Origin of the sequence: Martelella endophytica, assembly GCF_000960975.1 — a bacterium.
GTDB classification, from domain to species: Bacteria; Pseudomonadota; Alphaproteobacteria; order Rhizobiales; family Rhizobiaceae; genus Martelella; species Martelella endophytica.
Genome location: NZ_CP010803.1, coordinates 946,196 through 968,708, shown reverse-complemented (window position 1 = coordinate 968,708; position 22,513 = coordinate 946,196). Strand labels below are relative to the sequence as shown.

24 protein-coding genes are annotated in these 22,513 nt (G+C 61.9%); 2 read left to right on the top strand and 22 right to left on the bottom strand.

The features are described from left to right. Positions 1-55: 55 nt before the first annotated feature. The 13 genes from TM49_RS04470 to TM49_RS04410 all read right to left on the bottom strand — a co-directional run bounded on the left by TM49_RS04470 (position 56) and on the right by TM49_RS04410 (position 12,207). Complete coding sequence (locus TM49_RS04470; RefSeq protein WP_045679709.1) at positions 56-259, bottom strand: hypothetical protein; 204 nt, start codon at positions 257-259, stop codon at positions 56-58. Between the two features lie 3 nt (positions 260-262). Then, positions 263-715 carry a PTS sugar transporter subunit IIA gene (locus tag TM49_RS04465; protein WP_045679708.1) on the bottom strand — a complete coding sequence of 151 codons (453 nt, stop codon included), beginning with the start codon at positions 713-715 and terminating at the stop codon, positions 263-265. A 62-nt stretch (positions 716-777) separates the two neighbouring features. Next, positions 778-1,470: a response regulator transcription factor gene (locus tag TM49_RS04460; RefSeq protein WP_045679707.1), complete on the bottom strand. Its 693-nt coding sequence runs from the start codon at positions 1,468-1,470 to the stop codon at positions 778-780. Beyond that, entirely contained in the window at positions 1,467-4,187 is a 2,721-nt protein-coding gene (locus TM49_RS04455; RefSeq protein WP_045679706.1) for a sensor histidine kinase, read from the bottom strand. Before TM49_RS04455 ends, TM49_RS04460 begins: the two co-directional genes overlap by 4 nt. Positions 4,188-4,374: 187 nt before the next feature. Further along, positions 4,375-4,929: a potassium-transporting ATPase subunit C gene (locus tag TM49_RS04450; RefSeq protein ID WP_045679705.1), complete on the bottom strand. Its 555-nt coding sequence runs from the start codon at positions 4,927-4,929 to the stop codon at positions 4,375-4,377. Positions 4,930-4,945: 16 nt separating this feature from the next. Next, entirely contained in the window at positions 4,946-6,619 is a 1,674-nt protein-coding gene (kdpA, locus tag TM49_RS04445) for a potassium-transporting ATPase subunit KdpA (protein WP_179945014.1), read from the bottom strand. Positions 6,620-6,745: 126 nt separating this feature from the next. Next, on the bottom strand, positions 6,746-8,818 hold the full coding sequence (kdpB, locus tag TM49_RS04440) for a potassium-transporting ATPase subunit KdpB (protein ID WP_045679704.1): 2,073 nt from the start codon (positions 8,816-8,818) through the stop codon (positions 6,746-6,748). 40 nt (positions 8,819-8,858) lie between these two features. Next, on the bottom strand, positions 8,859-9,047 hold the full coding sequence (locus tag TM49_RS04435; RefSeq protein WP_045679703.1) for a hypothetical protein: 189 nt from the start codon (positions 9,045-9,047) through the stop codon (positions 8,859-8,861). Positions 9,048-9,067: 20 nt separating this feature from the next. Further along, the gene (kdpF, locus tag TM49_RS04430) at positions 9,068-9,157 is read right to left on the bottom strand and encodes a K(+)-transporting ATPase subunit F (RefSeq protein WP_045679702.1); all 90 of its coding nucleotides are present in this window, start codon (positions 9,155-9,157) and stop codon (positions 9,068-9,070) included. A gap of 535 nt (positions 9,158-9,692) precedes the next feature. Then, positions 9,693-9,986, bottom strand: coding sequence for a type II toxin-antitoxin system RelE/ParE family toxin (locus TM49_RS04425; protein WP_045679701.1), 294 nt, complete (start codon positions 9,984-9,986; stop codon positions 9,693-9,695). Then, on the bottom strand, positions 9,983-10,249 hold the full coding sequence (locus tag TM49_RS04420; protein WP_045684767.1) for a type II toxin-antitoxin system ParD family antitoxin: 267 nt from the start codon (positions 10,247-10,249) through the stop codon (positions 9,983-9,985). Before TM49_RS04420 ends, TM49_RS04425 begins: the two co-directional genes overlap by 4 nt. Before the next feature lie 523 nt (positions 10,250-10,772). After that, complete coding sequence (locus tag TM49_RS04415; protein WP_082074614.1) at positions 10,773-11,426, bottom strand: MBL fold metallo-hydrolase; 654 nt, start codon at positions 11,424-11,426, stop codon at positions 10,773-10,775. 55 nt (positions 11,427-11,481) lie between these two features. Then, positions 11,482-12,207: an SDR family oxidoreductase gene (locus TM49_RS04410; protein ID WP_045679700.1), complete on the bottom strand. Its 726-nt coding sequence runs from the start codon at positions 12,205-12,207 to the stop codon at positions 11,482-11,484. Between the two features lie 103 nt (positions 12,208-12,310). Here TM49_RS04410 and TM49_RS04405 point away from each other — a divergent pair, with 103 nt between their 5' ends. Further along, a complete protein-coding gene (locus TM49_RS04405; RefSeq protein WP_045679699.1) occupies positions 12,311-12,790 on the top strand; it encodes a MarR family winged helix-turn-helix transcriptional regulator in 480 nt (159 codons plus the stop codon). Between the two features lie 109 nt (positions 12,791-12,899). Here TM49_RS04405 and TM49_RS04400 read toward each other — a convergent pair whose 3' ends face one another. The 5 genes from TM49_RS04400 to TM49_RS04380 all read right to left on the bottom strand — a co-directional run bounded on the left by TM49_RS04400 (position 12,900) and on the right by TM49_RS04380 (position 17,921). Next, positions 12,900-13,742, bottom strand: a complete 843-nt coding sequence (locus TM49_RS04400; RefSeq protein WP_144409473.1) for an enoyl-CoA hydratase/isomerase family protein — start codon at positions 13,740-13,742, stop codon at positions 12,900-12,902. Between the two features lie 363 nt (positions 13,743-14,105). Further along, on the bottom strand, positions 14,106-14,684 hold the full coding sequence (locus tag TM49_RS04395) for a TetR/AcrR family transcriptional regulator (RefSeq protein WP_201777029.1): 579 nt from the start codon (positions 14,682-14,684) through the stop codon (positions 14,106-14,108). Positions 14,685-14,802: 118 nt separating this feature from the next. Further along, positions 14,803-15,630, bottom strand: coding sequence for an NAD(P)H-binding protein (locus tag TM49_RS04390; protein ID WP_045679697.1), 828 nt, complete (start codon positions 15,628-15,630; stop codon positions 14,803-14,805). A 277-nt stretch (positions 15,631-15,907) separates the two neighbouring features. Continuing rightward, positions 15,908-16,669, bottom strand: coding sequence for an SDR family oxidoreductase (locus tag TM49_RS04385; RefSeq protein ID WP_045679696.1), 762 nt, complete (start codon positions 16,667-16,669; stop codon positions 15,908-15,910). Positions 16,670-16,673: 4 nt separating this feature from the next. Continuing rightward, on the bottom strand, positions 16,674-17,921 hold the full coding sequence (locus tag TM49_RS04380) for an MFS transporter (RefSeq protein WP_045684761.1): 1,248 nt from the start codon (positions 17,919-17,921) through the stop codon (positions 16,674-16,676). A gap of 134 nt (positions 17,922-18,055) precedes the next feature. On the opposite strand from TM49_RS04380, the gene TM49_RS04375 reads away from it, so the two are divergent. Next, entirely contained in the window at positions 18,056-18,982 is a 927-nt protein-coding gene (locus TM49_RS04375; RefSeq protein WP_045679695.1) for a LysR substrate-binding domain-containing protein, read from the top strand. A gap of 47 nt (positions 18,983-19,029) precedes the next feature. Here TM49_RS04375 and TM49_RS04370 read toward each other — a convergent pair whose 3' ends face one another. From TM49_RS04370 to TM49_RS04355, 4 genes are read right to left on the bottom strand one after another with little or no spacing between them, the layout of a single operon-like run. After that, positions 19,030-19,941, bottom strand: a complete 912-nt coding sequence (locus TM49_RS04370) for an efflux RND transporter periplasmic adaptor subunit (protein WP_045679694.1) — start codon at positions 19,939-19,941, stop codon at positions 19,030-19,032. Continuing rightward, on the bottom strand, positions 19,938-20,147 hold the full coding sequence (locus TM49_RS04365; protein WP_045679693.1) for a DUF1656 domain-containing protein: 210 nt from the start codon (positions 20,145-20,147) through the stop codon (positions 19,938-19,940). Before TM49_RS04365 ends, TM49_RS04370 begins: the two co-directional genes overlap by 4 nt. Then, positions 20,144-22,174 carry an FUSC family protein gene (locus TM49_RS04360; protein WP_045679692.1) on the bottom strand — a complete coding sequence of 677 codons (2,031 nt, stop codon included), beginning with the start codon at positions 22,172-22,174 and terminating at the stop codon, positions 20,144-20,146. Before TM49_RS04360 ends, TM49_RS04365 begins: the two co-directional genes overlap by 4 nt. After that, positions 22,171-22,470, bottom strand: a complete 300-nt coding sequence (locus TM49_RS04355; protein WP_144409472.1) for a hypothetical protein — start codon at positions 22,468-22,470, stop codon at positions 22,171-22,173. The genes TM49_RS04360 and TM49_RS04355 overlap by 4 nt, the downstream gene beginning before the upstream one ends. Between the last annotated feature and the right edge of the window lie 43 nt (positions 22,471-22,513).

The window sequence follows — 22,513 nt, the reverse complement described above, 5'->3', positions numbered from 1 at the left end:
TCGCTGGTTCGAATCCCTTCGAGACCTTTGATGCCGGCCATCGCTAAGGGCTGTCTCATTCCAATATCCGGGCAAAGACCCGAAAGGGAGTGCTCTGCCCGTGAAAGCTGGATGGTTTAATCCTGGAGACTTCTTCGGCGTCTTCGCCGTCGCGATCAAGGGCAGGAAAACGATGGCCGGGCTCTTGTGGCAGTTCGATCTCCACGCCAAACAGCTCGAACAATGGCAAGATCGATTGCTCCAACAGGTCGAGCGACATCAGTCAGTCTTCGCACATCGCGATCGCGGCGTAGATCTGCCCGGCGTCGGTGGCGGATCTGATGGTCTTGAGTGTTTCGGAAGACCGCAATTTGCGGGATATCGTCGATAGAAGCTTCAGGTACTCCGCCTGGTCGCCGGGCGGCGTGAGGATCAGACAAATGACATCCACGGGTCGATCGTCGATCGCTTCAAACGCGATCGGCCTCGCAAGCCGGATCAGGAGCGCAAACGGCGCGGCTACGCCTTCAACCGGCGCGTGAGGAATGGCGATCCCGGCGCCGAAACCTGTTGATCCCAGCTTCTCGCGATGCTCCAACGCGCCAACAATGTCCGATCGATCAGCGCCAAGGACCTGTGCCCCCCGATTGGACATCAGCTGCAGCAGGTTGGCTTTGGAGGCGGCAGATACATCGATCAGGACATCGTCCGGCCGCATGACTTCGGAGATTTTCATATGCTACTCACTTCCAGTGCTTGACCCCGTGGGCTGCGCTCGCGGGCGCTTCCAGGTCGATATCAGTCGGCTTCGCGCAGCCGGTAACCGACGCCCGTTTCCGTCGTGATGTATTGCGGCTCGTCCGGGCTCAGCTCGATCTTCTGTCGAAGCTGCCGGACATAGACGCGGAGATACTGGACGTCGGCGGAGCCGCCCCAGACCGCCTCGAGCAAGTGCCGATGGGTGATGACCTTGCCGGCGTGTTGCACGAGAACGCGCAGGATGTCGTATTCCTTCGGCGACAGCTTGATCTCCTTTTCGCCGACCCTGACGATCCGCTTGACGAGATCGACGGAGAGCGCGCCGGTCTGGAAGACCGGACGTTCGCCCTGTTGCTGGAGCTTGTGACGCAAGGCGACGCGGATGCGCGCCGCCAGTTCCTTGGTGCCGAAGGGCTTGGTGACATAGTCGTCGGCGCCGAGTTCCAGCGCCCTGACGATGCCGGCTTCGTCCGTCCGGCTCGATAGGATGATGATCGGCAGTTCGACGCCTTCGTTGCGCCACTTGGCCAGGAGGTCATGTCCTGGCATATCGGGAAGGCCGAGGTCCAGGATGATCAGGTCGGGCTCGCCTGCGGCGACGCTCTCCGTCGCCTCCCTGGCATTCATCGCTTCGACGACCTTGTAGCCTTCGACCGACAGACCGACGCGCAGCAGTTTGCGGATCGGCACTTCATCGTCGACGATGAGTATCCGGATGGTTGGATTGGTCATGATGCATCTCCCACTCTCGGCGGGTTCGCCGGCGTCGGCATCCGGATCGTGAAGACGGCGCCGCTGCGATCCGTCCTGTTGGCGGATGTGATCGTGCCCCCCATCGCCTCGACGAACCCCCTGCATATCGAAAGGCCCAGACCCGTGCCGGCGAGAACATGGTCGCGCTTGCGCGCGCGATGGAAGCTGTCGAAGACCCTTTCCAGGTCGGCCGGCGGAATGCCCGGTCCCTCGTCCAGTATCTGGATCATCACCCAATTTCCATCCTTCCACGCTCGCATCCGGATCGCGGTCTGCGGTGGCGCGTATTTCGCCGCATTGTCCAGAAGATTGAAGATCACCTGCTCGAACAGGACGGGATCAACCTTGAGCATGGGAAGATCTGCCGGCAGTTCGGTGCGAACATGATGCCGCGACAACATCTTTTGCGCCCGGCGGAGCGCTGATCCCACCATGTCGTCGAGATATTGCAGCGAAGCGTTCGGCTCCATCGCGCCGGTTTCGATCCGCGACATGTCGAGGAGATTGGCAATGAACCTGTTCAACCGCTCGGACTCGTCGACGATCGTGGAAAGCATGTCATTGCGATCCTGTTCGCTCAGCGCCGCCGAATAGTCACGGAGGTTTCCGGCAGCACCCAGAATGGCCGCCAGCGGGGTCTTGAGGTCGTGCGATATCGATGCCAGCAATGCGGAGCGCAGTTTGTCGGCTTCCGCGGCCAGCCTTGCCTTGTCGACGTCCGCGACCAACTGGATGCGCTCGATGGCAACCGCTGCCTGGTCGGCCAGCGCATCCAGCAGCCGCTGCTCTTCAGGCGTAAGCAGCGGTCCTTGCCTGTCACTGTCCAGGCCGACCACGCCCACCGGCGTCTCGCCTGTGGTGAGGGGGACATAGAGGCGGGCGGCGCCCGGCAAGGTGTCCGCCCCCCGTCCGGCCGGTCGGTTATGTTCCAACGCCCAGCGTGCCGCCGCGATGTCGGCATCGACAAGCGTATCATCCGGAGGCACGCCCGCCCTGACCGCCACCGTGCCGTTTTCCGGCAGAAGGATGATGATGCGCGCCTTGAGCATGGAGGCCATCTGATGGGCCGATGCCCACAGCACGTCATCCAGCGTACTTGCTCCGGCCAGTTTCCGGCTGAATGAATAGAGCGCTTCCGTCGTTCGGGCCCGGGCCTTGGCGGCGATCGTCTGCGCCCTGGCGCGCGCGGCGACATTCGACACGATCACGGCCACGATCGTGAAAAACACGACGGATACGATCTCGCGCGGTCGCGAAATCAGGAATGTATGATAGGGATTGGTGAAGAAGAAATTGTAGCAGGCGGCCGACAAAACGCTGGCGTAAAGCGATGGTAACAGGCCGAACCAGACGGCGACGGTGACCACGCCGGTCAGGAATATCAGCGCGATGTGTTCGACGCCGAGCCAGGGCCAGAGCGCCAAGCCGAAGCCGACCGCCATCGCAACGACCATCGTTGCTTTCAGATAGGCCTTCCAGTCCGGGCGCGAACGCGGTTCCGCGACCGCGACGGAGGCTCTGGACGCCGGCACGCCGCCAGGCTTGCTTCCGGCCACCACATCGACGCTGATGTCGCCAGCATGACGGACAAGTTCGTGAACGACGGAACCGTGCAGGATCTCGAACCATCGAGACCGCTCGCTCTTGCCGATGACGATATGGGTGATGTTGTTGGCGCGGGCATAGGCGACGATATCGGCGGCGACACGACCGCCTCCACCGGGAACGGTCACCGCATCCCCTTCGAGGCTCTGGGCCAGACGCAGCGCCGCGGCGATCCGATCCCGACCATCATCGTCCAGGCTCTGCGTGCGCCGCCCTTCGACATGGAGCGCGACCCATGGCGCGTGCAGCCGGTCCGCGAGCCTTTTGGCGTAACGCACAAGCCCTGACGAGCATGGATCCTCGTTGACGCAAACAAGAATCCGCTCGCCGGCCGGCCACGGCCCCTCGATCGCGCTCTGGCGCATTTGGGAGAGGAGTTGCTGGTCGACCCGCTGGGCCGTCTGGCGCAAGGCCAGTTCGCGCAGCGCCGTCAGGTTCCGCGGCGAGAAATAGTTCTCGATCGCGCGCTTGGCGGTCCTCGGAACATAGACCTTGCCTTCATTCAGCCGCTTGATCAGGTCGTCGGGGGTAATGTCGATGATCTCGACGTCATCGGCCTTTTGGAGAATGGAATCGGGAAGCGTCTCCCGGACCCGAATCCGCGTGATCTGCGCGACCACATCATTCAGGCTCTCCAGATGCTGGATATTGAGCGTCGTATAGACGTCGATACCATGGTCGAGGAGTTCGAGAACATCGAGATACCGCTTGGGATGACGGCTGCCCGGCGCGTTCGTGTGCGCCAGTTCATCGACAAGCACCAGGGCCGGACCGCGTTCCAGCACCGCATCCAGATCCATTTCCTCAAGGATCCGGCCCTTATATTCGATCTTTGTCCTTGGAATGATCTCGAAACCGCGAACCAGGGCCTCGGTTTCCTTCCGGCCATGGGTTTCGACCACGCCGATGACGACATCGTCGCCATCGGACTTGCGGGCGCGGCCGGACAGCAACATTTCGTAGGTCTTGCCGACGCCGGGCGCGGCGCCCAGAAAGATCTTCAGGCGACCGCGTGTTTCCTGCTCCGCCTTTTCCAGCAGCGCGTCAGGAGAAGGCCGTGTTGTATCGCGCGTTGACTCTTCCGATCCCATCTCGCTATTCCCGCCACGTTGAGGCCATCAAATGCAACCACCCGATCGTGCAGCCGCTTGTCGAGCCGTCCGCCGTTCCACTTTCCATGATGCCGCCTCCGGGTCTGCGAACCGTCGATCCCGGAGACGGCTTCGATGGACATGTCATCGCATAGGTATGGCGCTTTTGGTCTGCGGACAATCACGCTCAATCCACTGCGTCCAATGCGATGTTGAGCTCAAGGACGTTGACGATGCGGTCCGTGCTGAGGAATCCGCCGGGCGAAAACGACGCCTGGCGGACGAGTTCCTCGATCTGTGCCCTCTCCAGTCCACGCGCGGCCGCCACGCGTCCGGCCTGATAGAGCGCGCCCTCTTCGGAAATGTGCGGATCGAGACCCGCTCCGGATGCGGCTGCGAGATCGGCAGGCAACGGGTTGTCCGGGGTCGCGCCGTAGCGTTCCACCATCGCGCGACCGCGATCTTCGACATCGGCGCTCGTCGGCGACTTGTTGCTGCCGCCGGCGCCCGCGCCGTTATAATCGACGGCCGATGGCCGCGGCCAGAAATAGCGGGGTTCGGTGAAGGCCTGCGCCACCTGGCGGCTGCCGATGACCGCGCCGCTTTCGCCGATGATCAGCGAACCATTGGCCGTGTCGGGGGCGATCGCCCGGGCCACGGCCCAGACGGCTGTTGCATAGCCCGCGACGCATATCACCATGGTCGCCGCGGCAATGCGAATACTCGAGAGAAAAAGTTGCATCTTTCGGATCTCCGGATCAGTTCATGAACATGACGTGTTCGGCAATCGGGCCGAGCGTCGCCGCCGGGAAGAAGGTAAGTGCGCCGATGACGAAAATCGTCGAGGCGAGCATGGTCGCGAAGACGCCGCTTTCGACGCTGAGCGTTCCGCTCGATTCGACACTCCGACGTTTGGCCGAGAGCGAGCCGACGATCGCGAGCGGCAGGATGATCGGAATGAACCGCGCGAGCAGCATCACGATCCCGGTCGCGATGTTCCACGGAACGGTGCCATCGCCGAGCCCCTCGAAGCCGGAGCCGTTGTTGGCGCTGGCCGACGTAAACTCGTAGAGCATTTCGGAGAAGCCGTGCGGTCCGACATTGTTGAGCGTGTCGGCGCCCCACGGTGTTGCGGCGAAGATTGCTGTTCCTCCCAGGATGAAGAGGCCGTGCGCCAACAGGGCGAACAGCGCGAACTTCACCTCCCGCGCTTCCACGCGCCAGCCGAGATATTCCGGCGTGCGGCCGATCATCATCCCGGCAATGAAGACGCCGACGACGATATAGAGGAACATGTTGATCATGCCGACGCCGACGCCGCCGAAGGTGGAATTGAGCCACATGCCGATCATCGGCATCAGGCCTGTCATCGGGTTGAGGCTGTCATGCATGGCCCCGACCGAACCGTTCGAAGTCGAGGTCGTCAGCACCGACCATAGAGGGCCGCCGGTCGCGCCGAAGCGCAGTTCCTTGCCCTCGAGATTGCCGACGGTCTGCTCGATCGACAGGTTGGCGAAGGCTTCGGTCGGCGCGGATTCGAAATAGACCGCGCCAGCGATCTTGACCGCGATGAAGCCCAGCATGACCGCGAAGATCACCATGGCGTGGCGCTTGCGCTCGAAGATCCGGCCGAACATCCATACGCAGGCCATCGGGATCAGGATGATGGCGACCATTTCGATGATATTGGTCCAGAAGCTGGGGTTCTCCAGCGGATGGGTCGAGTTGGGACCGAAGAAGCCGCCGCCATTGGTGCCGAGCTGCTTGATCGACACGAAGGCGGCGACCGGACCACGGGCAATGGTTTGCTGCACGCCTTCCAGCGTGATCGCGACCGCCGCTCCATCGAAGGTCATCGGCACGCCGCCGAGAACGAGCAGGATGGCGAATACGAAGGCGACCGGCAGCAGGACGAGGAAGGTGGCGCGCTGCAGGTCAACGAAGAAATTGCCAAGCGGCTTGCCGGCAAGACCGCGGGCGAGCGCGGCAAGCGCCGCGATGCCGGTGGCCGCAGACACAAACTGCAACCACATCAGCCCGCCGAGCTGCGACAGGTAGCTGAGCGATACCTCACCCGAATAATGCTGCAGATTGGTGTTGGAGGTGAACGAGGCCGCCGTGTTGAAGATCAGGCTGCCCTCCAATGCGCCCTTGCCGTCGGGATTGAGCGGCAGGGCCTGTTGCAGGGCGAGAAACCCGAAGGTGACCACGAACATGACGATGTTGAAGGCCAGCATGGCGACCATGTAGCGCTTCCAGTTCTGGTCCTGCATGCATGTGGCGCCGCCGATCGACTGGAACAGGCGGGTGAAGCCGCCGGCCTCGCCCCTGTTCGGGTCCATGGCCCATTTCATGTAGCGGCCGAGCGGCCAGGAGATGAGCGCCGTGCCGCCAACGACGAGGACGACGAAGAATATGGATTGAATGAACATCGAGAAGTCTCCGACATCGTTGGAAGATCAGGCGCGGTCGACGGCGTCGGTCATGACGAGCAGAAGCCCGAAGACCGCCAGTCCGAGAACGAGATAGAGGATGGTCATGTGTCGCGTTCCTTGTGGTCAGGCGAGGCCGATGGCGGTGATGACGAGGTCGATCGCCTTGATGCCGATGAACGGCACGATCAGGCCGCCAAGCCCGTAGATGAGAAGATTGCGCCTCAGGAGCCCGTCCGCGCCGATGGCCTTGTAGGCAACGCCTTTGAGCGAAAGCGGGATGAGGGCGATGATGATCAGCGCGTTGAAGATGATCGCCGACAGGATCGCGCTTTGCGGCGTTGCGAGCCCCATGATGTTGAGCACGCCGAGTTTCGGATAGAGCGCGATGAACATGGCCGGCACAATCGCGAAATACTTCGCGACGTCGTTGGCGATCGAGAACGTGGTCAGCGCCCCGCGGGTCATCAGCAGTTGCTTGCCGATCTCGACGATCTCGATCAGCTTGGTCGGATCGGAATCCAGATCCACCATGTTGCCGGCCTCGCGGGCTGCGACCGTGCCGGTGTTCATGGCGACGCCGACATCGGCCTGGGCGAGGGCAGGAGCGTCGTTGGTGCCGTCGCCGCACATGGCGACGAGCTTGCCCTTGGCCTGTTCCTCGCGGATCAGAGTCAGCTTGTTTTCCGGCGTGGCTTCGGCCAGGAAATCGTCGACGCCGGCTTCCGCCGCGATCGCCGCCGCCGTCATCGGGTTGTCGCCGGTGATCATCACCGTGCGGATGCCCATGCGGCGCAGTTCGTTAAAACGCTCGCGAATACCCCCCTTCACGATATCCTTGAGATGGACGACGCCGAGCAGTTTGCCGTCCCTGACCACGGCAAGCGGCGTGCCGCCTGTCTTGGCGATGTCGTTGGCGATCGTCTCGAGTTCGCGTTTGCTTTCGGCGCTGGCGCGTGTCGACCCATTTGCGGCCGATGCCTGTTCGACATATTTGAGAACGGCGTCGACGGCGCCCTTGCGGATCGATGATCCGTCAATGTCGACGCCCGACATGCGGCTCTGCGCCGTGAACGGCACGAAGGTCGCGTGCAGCGATTGCATGTCCCGCCCGCGAATGCCGTATTTCTCCTTGGCGAGCACGACGATGGAGCGGCCTTCCGGCGTCTCGTCGGCGAGCGAGGCCAGGTGAGCGGCATCGGCCAGTTCCTGCGCGGTGACACCCTTGACGGGCCGGAACTCGGTCGCCTGACGGTTGCCGAGCGTGATCGTGCCGGTCTTGTCGAGCAGCAGTGTGTCGACGTCGCCTGCCGCCTCGACGGCGCGGCCGGACATGGCGAGAACGTTGAAGCGCACCAGGCGGTCCATGCCGGCGATGCCGATGGCCGAAAGCAGCGCGCCGATCGTCGTCGGGATCAGCGTCACGAACAGCGCCACCAGCACGATGATCGGAATGGAACCGCCGGCATAGGCTGCGAAGGCGGGGATCGTCGCCGTCGCCATGACGAAGATCAGCGTCAGGCCGGCGAGCATCACGTTCAGCGCGATCTCGTTCGGCGTCTTCTGGCGCTCCGCGCCTTCGACCAGGGCGATCATGCGGTCGATGAAGGTCGATCCCGCCTCGGCGGTGATCCTGACCTTGATCCAGTCCGACAGCACCTGCGTGCCGCCGGTCACCGCCGAACGGTCGCCGCCGGATTCTCGGATGACCGGCGCGGACTCGCCCGTGATCGCCGCCTCGTTCACCGAGGCGATGCCCTCGATGATCTCGCCATCGGACGGGATGATGTCGCCAGCCTCGACCAGGACGATGTCGCCCGTCTTCAGGCTTGTGCCCGGGACGAGCTTGGTCTCGTTGCTCTCAGAATTGGCGAGCAGCTTGGCCTGCGTCTCGGTGCGCGAACGGCGAAGCGAGTCGGCCTGCGCCTTGCCGCGTCCCTCCGCGACCGCCTCGGCGAAGTTCGCGAACAGGATCGTGAACCAGAGCCAGAGGATGATCTGGAAGGAGAAGCCGAGGTCGCCCGCGCCGGTCGCGACGTCCTTGAGAAACAGCACTGTCGTCAGAACTGAGACGACGCCGACGACGAACATTACCGGGTTCTTCGCCAACGTACGCGGATTGAGTTTCTTGAAAGCGCCCCCAAGTGCGGGGACAAGGATGCGAGCGTCGAAGAGACTCGCGGATCGGGACTGGCTCATGCGTGACTCCAGCATGTTAATGAGTGACGGTTCGGTCCGTTCAGCCGCACCCGAAAAGCGCGGCGGAAAGCCGGGCGACAAGCGCGAACAGCACCATCGCCACGGTCAGGGCGAGGATGATGTCCGATGCCCGCAGCGGCTTTCCTGCCTTGGGGGGGGTGGGCTGCTTCGGATCGAGGGATTTGCGGATCTGGCGAAGCGGCGTTCCTATGGTCCGTGCCTGTTTCATCGGACTGGACCTTCGGGAACTCAGAAGCGCTCCGGCCGAAGCAGCGCGTAGATCAGATAGGCAGCGACGAACAGCGTCACCGCACCGCTCAGAGCATACTCGACGATCATTTCTCACCTCTTCTCGTATGCGGGGTCTTTATTTGCTCCACGCATTTGCCATGCAGGTCATCGCCACAAGATCGGATGCGCTATGGGGAGCTATGAGAGCGCCCGTCGCATTCCGGCCGACTACCGATGATGGCAAGAATATGGCGCGGAACCGCATAAGGGTTCGAGAGAGGGGGAAAGGCCAAGACATAAAAATCTCATAGGAAAAGCGCGAATTTGCGATCGGGAAATAGGTCAGGTCGCTGTCGACCTAGAACATTGCCGTATCGCGGCAAGAGAGATAAACGTCGCGCCACATTCGCCGAACATCTTCATTAGACTTGGGCGGGCTTCTTCAGTCCGCGTGGTGACAAGCTTCAAATCACCGGCAAAAATGCTTCAGCAGCTCGCGGACACGGGTCGTTTGATCACACCCCGGCAACCGCACAAAAAGCGGTTGTGGGATGGCTGATCTGGGCTTTGACGCTCAGACGTATGCCGTAGCCGCACGGTCCTGCTTCAGTGCCCAAGGTTGCCGCAGCTCGAGGGGTTTTTATCATTCGAAGAGGATGGCGCCATAGTCGGTGGCGCCATGCAGAATATGAATTATGACCACCTTTGCACTGTCAGCGCGGTAGAAGATCAGGTAGTTGCCGTGAACGCGTCGACGGATTTGATGATGTTCATAGCGCGGGACGAGAGCGAAGGCGTTGGGGCTAACGACGATATCCTCACAGCTGCTCCGCAATTCCCGGAGGAATGAAAGGGCGCGTCTTGGGTTTCGTTCGGCAATATAATCGGCGATCTGCTCAAGATCGTTTTCGGCCTCTCGGGAAAACTCAAGGATCATGCCGATTTGTCGGCGTTGTCAGCCATTGCACTGTATTTCGCGTCGAGACGGTTGAAGACATCGCTGGCCGGCTTGGTCCGGCCTGCATCCGCATCGGCGATGCCGCGCATGATGGAAGCATCCAGCGCGGCAAGCCGGGTCTCGCGGTCCTGGACCAGTCGCACGCCTTCACGCAGCACTTCGCTTTTCGAGCCGTAGCGGCCTGTCTCCACGAGTTGCTGAATATAGCTTTCAAGCTGCTTTCCCAGATCGGCGCTAATCACGCGGTCCTCCATCGTATTGTGACAAACACAACATAGGCGGATTATCAACTATTATCAAGAAGAGCATGCTCATTCTTGATGGCCAGTGCTGGCCAATCTTGCCTCCGCAATCTGCCTGAAGGCCCGTCGGCGATCATTTTTACTGTGCAAACTCAGGTTCTGTCGGGCGGGATCCTGCCGGCAAGACCTTCCTGGATGTCGTGAAGCGCAGTCGCAACTGCGCTTGGATGGCTCTGCGAAAAGCCATACGGGTAGCAATTGATGGGTCCGCAGTTCGATTCCCATCAAGACCTTTGTGCCGAACCCCACTGACAGGTTGTGTCACTGCTGAAATTGGCAGCATCGAGTTAGTGACTTATGCACTCTTTGTCGTTCGGATTTTCACCGTGATTCCCGTGCACCGGGTTCTCGCGTGAACTGGACCGGTGGAAAATGCGCTGGCTCGGCGGGCTGTTTGCTGCACCGGGATACCATGCGTTTCAGGACGGCCGACAGGTGTGTGACAAATGTGGCGCTTGCCGTATCATGCGCGTTCTCCGCGCCTGAGGCGGTGGGCGATCTGCAGAATGTTGGTCCGCGCCGTATGTCTGTCGCACACATTCACGCAAGGGGCCCCGCGTTTTGCCACCCACGGGATCAGCACGTCGAAGTCCAGTTCTGCGATGGCCTCAAGGCTGGCGATGTAATTCTGGCGCTTGCTTTCGCCGAGCACCACCGCCTCCCAGCGGCCGTCATGGTTCCAGATGCTGTCGCCGCAGAACAGAACCCTGTGGTCTCCTGAGGTCCAGAGGAACATGACGGAGCCAGCGGTGTGACCGGGCGTCGGGATGATGTCGATATCCGCCCGGCTATCTTGATACGCATCGAAGGTCCGGACGTTTGGCAGGGAGCGTGCCGTCTCGGCCCGATCGGCGGCCGCGACATAGGGCGTCAGGTCCAGGTCGGGCGGCCCATACATTTCCTCGTGCCAATGGCTCATCAGCAGCGTTTTCGGCGCGCCGCCTTCCATCGTGGCGCTTTCCGACAGGCCTGGCGCGTTGTAGATCGCCAGCGTGCCGTTCTCTCCCGTGATGAGGAAGGACCGGACGACGACATCGCGCATGAAGGGCAGGTCCGCGGGCGGCGTGGTGAAGAGATTGGACAGGGAAATTTCGCTGCTCGTGACCTGCATCAGCATTGGCTTCCTCCGTTTATTGTCTGTGCGGCTTGTATGTTGCGGCTGCTGTCCATCATCACGCCGCAAGCGATCCGCCGAAACGTTGGGGAACGAGATCCGCCCGCTCGTCGCCGCTCCTGATCAGGTCGAGAATTCTGTCCGCGACCCTCTCTGGCGTGTGGGCCACGGCCGCGGCGGGCTCGGCCCTGGCCGCCTCGCTGCCGGCCTTGAGTGCATCGGTGAATTCCGTGGCGGTGACGAAGGGAAGCATGGTCGAGACCGCGATTCCCTGATCGGCCAGTTCCGCGCGCGCCACGGCGGAGAGCATGTTGAGTCCTGCCTTGGCGCTGTTATAGGCGCCGCTATGCGGGCGCGGGTAAAACGTCACCCCCGAGCTCACATTGATGATGGCGCCGGCGCCCTGGGCGTGCATCAGTGGAAGCACCGCCTGCATCATGATCAGCGGCGCCACCAGGTTGAGGTCGAGAATATCCCGGAAATCCTCGATCGCGATATCTTCGATGGCGGCTTCGAGTCCCTGACCGGCATTGTTGACCAGCACGTCGACCCGTCCATAGGTGTCTTTGGCCTGCTGGATGGCGACGGCTACCTGATCCCTGTCGGTGACATCGCAACGGACGGCCAGTGCATTGCCCAGTTCTTCGGCGAGGGTGGTGATGCGATCCTCGCGCCGCGCCAGCAGGACAAGGCGCGCGCCGGCGGCGAACGTCGCCCGCGCCGTCGCAGCGCCGATGCCGGACGATGCGCCGGTAATCATGATGACGGAACCTTCAATGTTCATGCCGTTTATCCCTGTTGTGGCCGGCTGGATATGCGGGCCTATGCCGATGGGTTGAGATATGCTATCATAAGATAACTATCACATAATAGGTAAAGTGGCAACCATGAACGACGACACCGCGCGCAAGCTCTACACGCTCGCAGACCTGATTCACGCCGTCGGACGTCACTTGTCCGTTCCGGACGGCCTCGAGCCGGGGCCGTGCACGCCGGTCGAAATCCTGGTGATGCGCCATGTTCTGCAAAACCCCGGCACGTCCGCGCGCGAAGCCGCCGAGGCTGCCCTTCTGCCCCCGAGCAACTTCAGCCGCGTTCTTCGCGGATTAACCGAAAAAGGCCTGCTGCGGCAGGACGCGGATGAGCGCGATGCGCGGGGTAAGAGGCTTTACCTCACCGATCGGGCCAAGGCCAACTTCAAACGGATGCAGGAGGTCTGGAGCCGCGACCTCGCGGGACTGATCGAAGATGACCGTCAGCTTGAAGCCGTGAACGCAACGCTGAAGCATATCGAGACCAGGCTCATCGAGCGCCGGAAGGTTGTCGCTTCCGGGAGCAGGGGCACCGCCCGTCAGGCCTCCGTTTAGGACCCGAAGCGGTCGCCCGCCAACTGGACTTTCCGTCACAGCGGTCATGCTGAAACACATCTAAGCGGCTGCTCTCTCGCGAAAACAGCCGCTTCGGTTGTCCCGGCCATCACCGATCCCGGAAACGGTGTGCGTTCTTCATGAGGTTTGCCAGCGCGCCCTCGCGATTGGTGGTCATCTCATAGGACTGGTGCATGAGGTGGAAGCCCATGTCCTCCACCACGGCCTGCCGCCAGGGGCGCGACAGGATCGCGTGGGTGAGGTGGCGGGTCATCTTGGAGCGCTCCATCATCATCCGGGCGATCTCCCGGGCGCGCGGCAGCAGGTCCTCGCGCGGCAGGCATTCATTCGCCAGCCCCAGTTCCACGGCGGTGTGGCCATCGATTTTCTTGCCGGTATAGGCGTAATAGGCCGCCCGCTTCGGCCCGATGGTCCGCTGCAGCGTCAGCGCCATGCCGTCGCCGGGCGGGGTGCCGCCGAGAAAATGCGGGTCGAAGAAGTCGGCATCCTCGGTGCAGAGCGTGATGTCGCATAGCGTTGCGAGCTCGCAATGCGTGCCCGGTCCGTTGACGATGCCGATCGTCGGAATATCGATGTTGAAGACCATGTTTTCGATCAGCCGCGAACTGTCGTGGTAAAGCGCAAGCTGTTCCTCGCGATCCCACTCACGAAATGGCGTCTTCCAGACTTCGGGATTGCCGATCTGCCAGCGATCGCCGGTTCCGGTGACGATCAGTACCTCGTTTTCCGGGTCGCGCCCGATGTCGATCCAGACCTCGCGCCAGGCATGGTGCGCCTCCCAGCCATGGACGGCCGGCCCATCCTCGTGATGCAGTCTGCACTCGAGAATGCCGTCCTCACGCTCGAGCGCCATGAAGTCCTTGTATTTTTCCCGATAGCTCTCGAGGCGCTCGTGGCGGCCGTTCTTCAGGAAACTCATCTGCTCGGTCATCTGTAACTCCTGTGTCATCTCGTCATCTGTTGCTTGGTCACGTCCGCCTTGAAAGGCGACGCCCGATGGCATCCGCTTGGCGTCATGGTTCGAGGCTTGCGGGTCAGGTCGGCGAGCATCGAGGCCAATTAGATACATAATTGCATCTAATCATCGCACAAGCGCTCGTCAAGATGCATTTATGTATCTTATTTAAAGTTGGCGAGTTCAGGCGCAGGCGGCGCCAGGAGCGGGCCGGCTTGGGGCGGCGCACTATCCGCGCATCGTCTCGAACAGGATCGTTGAAACGCGGTCTGGAGATTGAAATCTCAAGGGGCGGCAAAGAGGAGAGGGCGCGGCGCCGCTTCACGGGCCGCAAATCCGTCAGTCAGGCCGGACCAGCGGAAGAAATATGCTGTCAACCCAGGCTTCCCTGAGGGCTATGGGCGGCGCGGAAAAGTTCATGATGACATGATGACGGAACAGGTCTCCAAGCAGGGTGGAGACGGGCGGGACCAGCTTGCGGCCCTCCACCTCGCCGCGGGCAACGGCGCGTTTCAGGATCTGCGTTTCGGTTTCCGCCTCGCCGCGGATCAGCGCGCTGTGCAGGCTTTCTGGGCTTGAACCGACCTCCGAGAAATACTCGCTGGTAAACAGAGAGAAGGCTGCCGCGATGCCTTCCGCACGGTCGGAGGCGCGCGCCAGATAGGCAAGCAGTTGCGTTCTCACATCGCCCTGGTCGGGCACGTCGACAGGAAATGCCTCCATCTGCCGGCGAATGGCGGCAACCGCCAGCGGGGCCTTGCCGTCCCAGCGGCGGGCGATCACCGGGCGGCTGGTGCCGGCGCGCTCCGCCACGGCCTCCATTGTCAGGTGCGCGTAACCATGCGTCCTCAGTTCTTCCCAGGCCGCATCCAGCAGAGCCTGATCGAGCGCTTCACCCCGCCGTCGTTCACCCGCCAAATCGCCCTCCATTAGTTCTTTGCGTGGCGGCTTCCCGATTGCATCGCGATGCCGCCCTAGATGCCTATTTGAGTCTTATCTCCGCCCCTGATCTGGCGCAAGTCGCGAGCCGTCGGCGTTACCGGAACGCGTCGACATTGTCCTCCGCCCACTGGCAGAAACGCCTCGGCGGCCGTCCGGTGATCTCGAAGACGCTATTCGTGGGCATGCCGGGTCGCGCCTCAGCCGCCGCAAGCACGGCAAGCTTCAGTTCTACGAATTCGGATGGCATGAACCGGCTAAACATTGCGCGCGCCTCGTTAACGCCGAGCGGCTGGAACGCAACCGGCTTGCCGATCACTTCGGCGATGATCTCCACCTGGCGCCGCTGCCTCAGGCTTTCCGGGCCGGTCAGGACCGGCGCCTCACCGATCAGCGCCTCCGAGTTGAAAGCCACCGCCGCGCATTCCGCGATATCGAGCGGATCGATCAGCGCCTGTGCTGCCTCGGGGTAGGGGGAGCGAACGGTTGCGGTGTGGCGGATCTGCTCCTTCCAGAACAGCGCATTCGAGGCAAAGGCCGTGGGTCGCAGAAACGTCCATTCGAGGCCGGATTGTTCGATGGTGCGCTCCGGCTCGCGATGGCGGCGGCTGTTGAAGCTTCTCTCGCTCTCATGGAGCGCGTCTTCCGACGACAGCAGCACGAGTCGGCGGACGCCCGCGCGGCTCAGCTCTTCGGCCAGAACCGGCGCCGTCTCCGGCTCGGTATAGGCGAACACCGCGGTGACGCCGTTAAGCGCATCGCGCAGCGTTGCCGGATCGGCAAGGTCGACAATTGCGCCCTCAATGCCAGCGGGGAAGGCGGCGGCCTTCCGGCTTGTCGCCCTGACGGAGAGATCGCGGCGGCTGAGCGCCTGCACCACGCGGGAACCGACCAGCCCGGTTCCGCCAATCACCAATATCGTCATTTCCACATGTCCTCTTGTTGAAAACGCGGACACGGATCGGGAAGGGAAGGCCAAGGCAACCACGACCGATCACAGGCAGGAAAACCCTGCCGCATCCGGCCATGGCCAAGAGCGGCGCACCGCTCAAGCGTGACTGTCTCGAAGGAGACCGCAGGTTATCACCATACCTGCATTGCTGTCTTTTCAGGCGGTTTTGAAATACGCCTCCGCCACACGTCCTGTCAACGACAGTGTTGCCGGACAGGCCAGAGCGCCACCCCGCCGAGGGCATTGCCGCCTACTTGCCGCCGGTCACGTCAAGGAATGTGCCGGTCACGAAGGAGGCTTCCTCGCTTGCAAGCCAGAGGATCGCGCGGGCGACCTCTTCCGGCTGGCCGCCTCTGCCCATGGGGATCGTGTCGCGTACTCGGTCCACCCGCCCCGGTTCACCGCCGCTGGCGTGCATGTCCGTATAGATATGGCCGGGGCGAATGCAGCAGACGCGGATGCCTTCCCGCGCCACTTCCTTGGAAAAGCCCGTGGTGAAGGTTTCGAGCGCGCCCTTGGAGGCGGCGTAGTCGACATATTCGTTCGGACTGCCGAGCCGCGCCGAGGCCGAGGAGATGTTGATCACCACACCGCCCGATCCGCCGTTTCGGGTGGACATTCGCTTCGCCGCCTGTTGCGCACAGAGCATCGGACCGATTGCATTGACCGCGAAGATGCGTTGCATCCGCTGAAACCCGATCCCTTCGAGCCGGGATTGCTGCGCAATGATCCCGGCATTGTTCACCAGCACATCGATGCGGCCGAACGTCTGGTCGATGGCCGCAAACAACTGCTCGATCTCACCGGGATCGGCGCTGTCTGCCCGAACCGCCAGCGCGCGCTGGCCAGCGGCTTCCACGTCGGCCGAAACCGCATGTGCCGCCGCTTCATTGGCGACGAAGGTGAGCACGACATCATAGCCTCTTGCGGCAGCGAGCCGCGCGGTCGCCGCACCGACCCCGCGGCTTCCTCCGGTTATCACGATCACGGGGGACTCGGAAACTGCCTTCATGGGTCTATCTTTTCTCTGGATTTGGCGTAGCGCGCGGCTCAGATCGGCGGCGCAGGGCCTGGTGACTGGATTTGCGTGGTTCAGCGACCGTTGCCGCAGGATTTGTCAGATGCGGCCCCAAGGCCAGGACCAGCGGCAGGATCAGGGCGGCGGTGGCGGCGGTGGCCACGATACCAAGTGTGCGGCTGCTATTATCGGCGATTGCGCCGTAGAGGATCGGAGCGATGCCGCCCGACCCGATAACGCTTGTATAGAATATCGCGAAAGCCCGACCGGTATCGCCATCCGACAATTCGGGCACGGTGCCATAGAGGACCGACGAGGTGCCGTTGAGTACAAGCCCGAGCAGTGGCAAGAGCATGAGCATCAGGGGGAGCGAGGTGAAAAGTGTCGCCACGATCAACGATGCTGTCGTGGCCTCGGCAATCATCACCGTTCTGACAACGCCTAGCCGTTCGCCGAGGTCGCCGAAAATGGCCTTGCCGAATGCGCCTCCGATAAACACCAGGGCAAGCGCGATGCCGACCGTTGGCAGGCTGCCGCCGCGGCCCTCGACGAGGAAGGGAAGAAACAGCAGATACCCCATTCGGGTTGCGGTATCGAAGCCGCCAATGACTGTCAGAAGACGGAAGCCATCGCGCCGGGAACCGGGCTTAGGCCGTTTCTCCTTGTATGTGGTTGCAGGAATGGCGGGAAGTAAACGCATCAGGGCGAAGATCAGGGCGAGGCCGAGCGCCGCCATCAACCCGAGCACGGGTCTCCAGCTCATGACCGGCAATAGCAACGCGACAAGCGCCGGTAAGGCGGCTTTGCCAAGGTCGCCGGAGAAATTATATATCCCGAGCGGGCGGCGCGTGGCCGTTCCGAAGCTTTCGCTGACCAGCACGGAGGCGCAGGGATGCTGTATGCTCGATCCGATGCCTGCTACCATCAGACCGACGCAAAGTCCGGTCAGACCGAATGGTAGCGACATGAAGATGAGGCCAATTGCGGCAATTGCTGTCGAAAGGATCAGCGCTGCGCGCGGCGTCCAGCCGCGCAGGCGGTGATTGGCGGGCATTTGCAATCCGCCCATGGTTGCGTAGTAAAGGGCGCGGATGGCTGCAAGCGCCGCATAGGAAAGCCCGAACTGTGCCTGCCAAACCGGCATGAAAGCATAGAGCGCATCCGTGTATCCATCATGCAGCGCGTGGACGAGACAGGCGCCGGCAAGGCTGCGTTTTTCCGTATTCCATCGTCTGTTGTGGCTCATGTCCTTCTTTTCTTCTGTCTTCTTGTTCTCCTGCCGCAGCCGGCGATATTCTCTCTTCAAGCTATACGCGTGAGATTTCGTGGACTAGACTGCATTTGATCACGGATGCCGTTCCATTTTCTCACGGATACAGAATGCGTCACCTTCCACCTCTGAATGCCCTGCGGATATTCGAAGTTGCTGCCCGGACCGGGAGCTACGCCGAGGCCGGCGCTGAACTCGGGCTTACCCATGGTGCGGTCAGCCGTCAGATCGCCGTGCTGGAGGGCTGGTTGGGGCAGAGGCTATTTGTGAAGGAGGGGCGGCGCATGGTCGCGACGCCGACGGCCAAGATCTTCGCCGCGGAGGTCGGCCTGTCGTTCGACAGGCTGTCGGTCGCGGCAGAAGCCTGCGGTCGTCCAGGCGCGCGGCGTATTCTGCGGGTCAGCGCCCCGACCAGCCTAGCGATGCGCTGGCTCATTCCCCGGCTTTCGCGCTACCACGCCGATCACCCGCAGGTCGAGGTCGTCGTCACCACCGTGTCCTGCGTTCAGGAGGATTTGCGCGGCGGCGTCGATCTCTCCATCCGGCGCGGTGTCGTGCGTGACGATGTCTGGCCGCAGCATGATGTCGTGCCGGTACTGGAGGATGTGGATACGCTGATCATGAGCCCGGCCCTGTTCGAAAGCCGTCCGATCCTGAAGCCGGCAGACATCGAGGGGCATACGCTGCTTGCCAGCGAAACCCGCCCCGGCGACTGGACGAACTGGCTGGAAAAGGCAGGGCTTCAGCATCTGACCGGCCTTCCGCGTCAGACATTCGACCACTTCTTCGTCGCGCGCCAGGCAGTGGAAGACGGGCTTGGCATCGGGATCGGTCCCCTTCCCATGCTCGACATCGATATCACCAGCCATCGTCTGATGACGCCGCTGCCGGAGATCCGGGTACCAAGGACCGGTTATGTCGCGGTCATCCCCCGCCAGGCAGACAGCGGTGGCATCGTCGGCGGTTTCGTGGACTGGCTGGTTGATGAGGCCCACCGAGGCGAAAAGGCCGCGGCGGAAAATCCGCCACGGCGCTGAATCGCGCTATCTTGTAAGCAATTCCAGACGGTGAACCGGCATCCGCATCAGCCGGAGTTGCTCTGGCGCGACTTTGCATCCGATTTGCCCTTTTCTTCAACGGTTACAGTGGCGCTCCGACCCACGGTGAGGTGGCCCGTCCCCGGACTGTCGTCGATCGCGATCCTGACCGGAACGCGCTGGGCCAGACGGACCCATGAGAATGTGGGTGCAACGCTTGCGAGCGAGCCGGCGGTGTCGCTTCGCTCCCGGTCCTCGATACCGGCGGCAATGCTCGCCACATGTCCGAAGACCGGTTCCGGTTCTCCCATGATGTCGATCCTGACGCGATCATCGATGTGGATTCGGGCAAGCTTTGTCTCCTCGAAATAGCCCGCGACGTAGATCGCCTGTCTTTCGAGGAGTACGCCGACCGAATTGCCGGCTGAAACGTAGTTTCCAGCGCGCAGTGAGAAATTCGTCACCGTTCCGGCAGCCGGGGCCTTCACGGTCGTCCGTTCAAGATTCAGAGCTGCAAGATCACGGGCGGCTAACGCCGATTGAAGGGCGGCGTCTGCCTGTTGCATCTGACTTTTTGCCTGCTGCATCTGCTTGAGGCTCACGGCTTCCTTGGACGCGAGGCGCTGATAGCGCTCGAAATCTGTCCTGGCCAGCACCGCCGCCGCCCTGGTGCTCTCCACTTGCGCTTCGGCTTCCCTCAGTGCGATCTCGAAGCGGTCCGTTTCAATGCGAAACAGTGCATCCCCTTTCTGCACCTTGGCATTGTCGGTCACCAGCACCGCTGTGACGGGCCCGGAGACATCCGGCGTCAGCCGAACGATATCGGCGCGAACATGCGCATCGCGCGTCCATGGCGCCTCCATATGGAAGGACCAGAGGTGCCAGGAAAGGACTGCGGCGCAGCCGACCATGGCAAGCGTCAACAGGGCGCGCCCCGACAGGATCGTGATCTTGTTCATGTTTGAAACCAGTCTAATGCGATTGAAACGAAGCCGAAAAGCATGAGGTAAAGGGCGCCGTCGAACAGGGCGCGATGCCATACCATGCGATAGAAGCCGACCTTGACCAGAACGGAGACAAGGGCGCGGAAGACGATGTACGCGGCAAGCGCGAGCGCGGCGAGCGACGGGATGAAAACACCGCAAAGGTCGATCTGTCCGGTCAAGCAACCATTCTCCTTTCCGGGTGGGGCATTGAAGCTGAAGGCTCGCCCTCCGGCGCGAGGCAAAGACGCAGGGCTGCGGCGCGCACCAGAAATTCCCGCTCTATTTCCGAAATATGCCCGCCCTGAGCAGAGAGGATGAGGTCGTCCAGAAGCGTGAGCGCCGCTTCCAAAGCGTCAGACTGTTTTGTTGGCTTTCGGCGGTAGAGGCTCTTCGCGGCATTGAAGAGGGTATTCGCCCTGATACGCAGAGCGGGCGAGACGTCGTCCAGGAGATCCTGCATGGCCGTCAGATGAAGTCCCGCTCTCAGAACCCGGATCATATCTGGGTTTGAGGCTTCGGAGCTTGGCGGCAGGCTCCCCGCCCTTGAGGCAAACAGCCCGGTGACATCGAGAACCTTATGCTGCGTCATATGGCCGTCGGCATGTCGACCGGCTGCAATCCTGGCGACATGTTTCCGGGTGACGGCAAACAGCCTTCTGGCATTCGTTTCCGCCCGCACGGAGCGTGTGAGCCCACAGACGATGATCGTCCAGATCATCGCGAGTATGGTGGCAACCCCCGTGTTGGCGAAGGTGAGGAAATCCGCACTCTGTTTGGCCTGCAGCGCCAGAAGAAGGGGGAAATTGATGCAAAGCCCCATGCCGACGATGGCCAGCGACGGTACGGCGAGACATAGGCCCGCCGGGATCAGGAACAGGCCCAGCGCGGCAACGAGCGGCACAAAGCCATCGATCATCGGAAGGACCGCGAAGCCATAGATGAAGGCTGCGATCACCGCGCCGATGGTCACGTCGACAAACTTGCGCATGGCGGGTATCGGATTGTCCATGGTGGCAAGCAGGCAGCACAGGACGCCCGATATCTGAGCGAATGTCATGCCGTCGGACCAGCCGCTCGCAATCCAGAAGCTGATCGATGTGGCGAGGCAGGTCGCGACAGCAAAAGCGGACAGAAAAGCCATGCCGAGGTCGCGATGATAGGCCGGTATCCCGTCGAAATCTGAGAAACGGTGCGCCGTTCTCGCCGCATTCTCCTCGTCGATGGCTTCCCGCAGTGCATCGCATTCATCCGAGACACGCAGAATGTCCTTAAGCGTTCGGGAGACATTGGCGAGGACAAGTGTTTCCCAAGACCGGTTTGCATCGGGGCGCACGAGCGCGTTGATCTCGGCATCGCGTGCTTCTGCGGATCTTGGAGAAAGTTGACCGGCCTCGGCGATCAATGACAAAGCCTTTCCCGCTGCGGGCGCGTTCAGCCTTGTCAGTGCCGTTCGCAAATCGTCCAGTTCGCCCAACAAGGGCAGAAGCGTAATCATGCGGTGCTGCAACAACCGGACCAGCGATACGGCGGGCCGATATCGGGAACCATCATATTGGAGATGGGTCGCAAATGATCTGATATCCGCGGCTTCCGCCGCCAGTCCGTGCCGCTCAGTCCTTTTCTGTCTTTTATCTGCCGCGCCGGCCGCCGTCTCGGACAACAGCCTGTGCGCATTCGCCACCCATCCGTCGATCCGGCCCATCAGCACGGTACCGACATGAACCGGGAGGATGAGCTGGCTTACAAGCGAGGCGCAGATAATCCCCAGACCAATCTCCTCGATGCGTGATACGACGGTTTCGAACGTGTCGGCTGGCGCCGTGACCAGAGGCAATCCCGCAAGAAGCACCGTGTAGCCGGCGAGCAGAGGCACGTAGCTGCGCGGTGTGCGGTCCAGAAGGCTGACGAAGGTGCAGGCAGAGACCCAGGCAATGATGGCTGAGGACAGCAGGATCGGCGCCTGGACAAGATTGGGAACCATGACAAGCGTTGCGACGCCCCCGATCATGGTTCCGATGAGCCGATAGACCGATTTCGACACGATCGCGCCAGAGATCGGATGCGCGACGATATAAACGGTCGCCACCGCCCAGAAGGGGCGCGGCAGACCAAACCGGATCGCAATGAAATAGGCCAGCATGGCCGCCAGGAATGTCTTGAGGGAGAAGACGACATTCGCGGTGGTGACGACTGATCGGCCGCTCATGCTTCATCGCCCGGTTGTGTCGCCGGATGCGCATCCTTTCCTTCACCGGCTGTTGGGCCGAGGCCGTAAAGCGCCGGAGAAACATAGCAGAATGGCGGCGCGGAAAGGCAGGCCTGCCGATAGGCCTCCTCCGGGTCCGAACATGAAATGATCGGCCCGTCATAGGCGGGTGGCGTGAACCACGAACGGATTTTGGCGCGGAAAAGGCCGGCCAGCTTCCGCAACGCTCGTTGACGTGGTGCGGCTTCATCGGATGCGTTTGTTTCCGTGTGCTGACGATATTGACGAATGTCCATTGTCATCTCCGAAATTCATATCTTCCGGGAAATGGTATCGACA

Coding starts and splice junctions, on each gene's coding strand:
- TM49_RS04390 (WP_045679697.1), bottom strand. CDS start 15,630: ATGACGATATTGGTGATTGGCGGAACCGGGCTGGTCGGTTCCCGCGTG.
- TM49_RS04410 (WP_045679700.1), bottom strand. CDS start 12,207: ATGAACATTGAAGGTTCCGTCATCATGATTACCGGCGCATCGTCCGGC.
- TM49_RS04435 (WP_045679703.1), bottom strand. CDS start 9,047: ATGAAACAGGCACGGACCATAGGAACGCCGCTTCGCCAGATCCGCAAA.
- TM49_RS04405 (WP_045679699.1), top strand. CDS start 12,311: ATGAACGACGACACCGCGCGCAAGCTCTACACGCTCGCAGACCTGATT.
- TM49_RS04465 (WP_045679708.1), bottom strand. CDS start 715: ATGAAAATCTCCGAAGTCATGCGGCCGGACGATGTCCTGATCGATGTA.
- TM49_RS04450 (WP_045679705.1), bottom strand. CDS start 4,929: ATGCAACTTTTTCTCTCGAGTATTCGCATTGCCGCGGCGACCATGGTG.
- TM49_RS04355 (WP_144409472.1), bottom strand. CDS start 22,470: ATGGACATTCGTCAATATCGTCAGCACACGGAAACAAACGCATCCGAT.
- kdpA (WP_179945014.1), bottom strand. CDS start 6,619: ATGTTCATTCAATCCATATTCTTCGTCGTCCTCGTCGTTGGCGGCACG.
- TM49_RS04425 (WP_045679701.1), bottom strand. CDS start 9,986: ATGATCCTTGAGTTTTCCCGAGAGGCCGAAAACGATCTTGAGCAGATC.
- TM49_RS04370 (WP_045679694.1), bottom strand. CDS start 19,941: ATGAACAAGATCACGATCCTGTCGGGGCGCGCCCTGTTGACGCTTGCC.
- TM49_RS04415 (WP_082074614.1), bottom strand. CDS start 11,426: ATGCTGATGCAGGTCACGAGCAGCGAAATTTCCCTGTCCAATCTCTTC.
- TM49_RS04400 (WP_144409473.1), bottom strand. CDS start 13,742: ATGACCGAGCAGATGAGTTTCCTGAAGAACGGCCGCCACGAGCGCCTC.
- kdpB (WP_045679704.1), bottom strand. CDS start 8,818: ATGAGCCAGTCCCGATCCGCGAGTCTCTTCGACGCTCGCATCCTTGTC.
- TM49_RS04470 (WP_045679709.1), bottom strand. CDS start 259: ATGTCGCTCGACCTGTTGGAGCAATCGATCTTGCCATTGTTCGAGCTG.
- TM49_RS04380 (WP_045684761.1), bottom strand. CDS start 17,921: ATGAGCCACAACAGACGATGGAATACGGAAAAACGCAGCCTTGCCGGC.
- TM49_RS04385 (WP_045679696.1), bottom strand. CDS start 16,669: ATGAAGGCAGTTTCCGAGTCCCCCGTGATCGTGATAACCGGAGGAAGC.
- TM49_RS04460 (WP_045679707.1), bottom strand. CDS start 1,470: ATGACCAATCCAACCATCCGGATACTCATCGTCGACGATGAAGTGCCG.
- TM49_RS04375 (WP_045679695.1), top strand. CDS start 18,056: ATGCGTCACCTTCCACCTCTGAATGCCCTGCGGATATTCGAAGTTGCT.
- TM49_RS04360 (WP_045679692.1), bottom strand. CDS start 22,174: ATGAGCGGCCGATCAGTCGTCACCACCGCGAATGTCGTCTTCTCCCTC.
- kdpF (WP_045679702.1), bottom strand. CDS start 9,157: ATGATCGTCGAGTATGCTCTGAGCGGTGCGGTGACGCTGTTCGTCGCT.
- TM49_RS04455 (WP_045679706.1), bottom strand. CDS start 4,187: ATGGGATCGGAAGAGTCAACGCGCGATACAACACGGCCTTCTCCTGAC.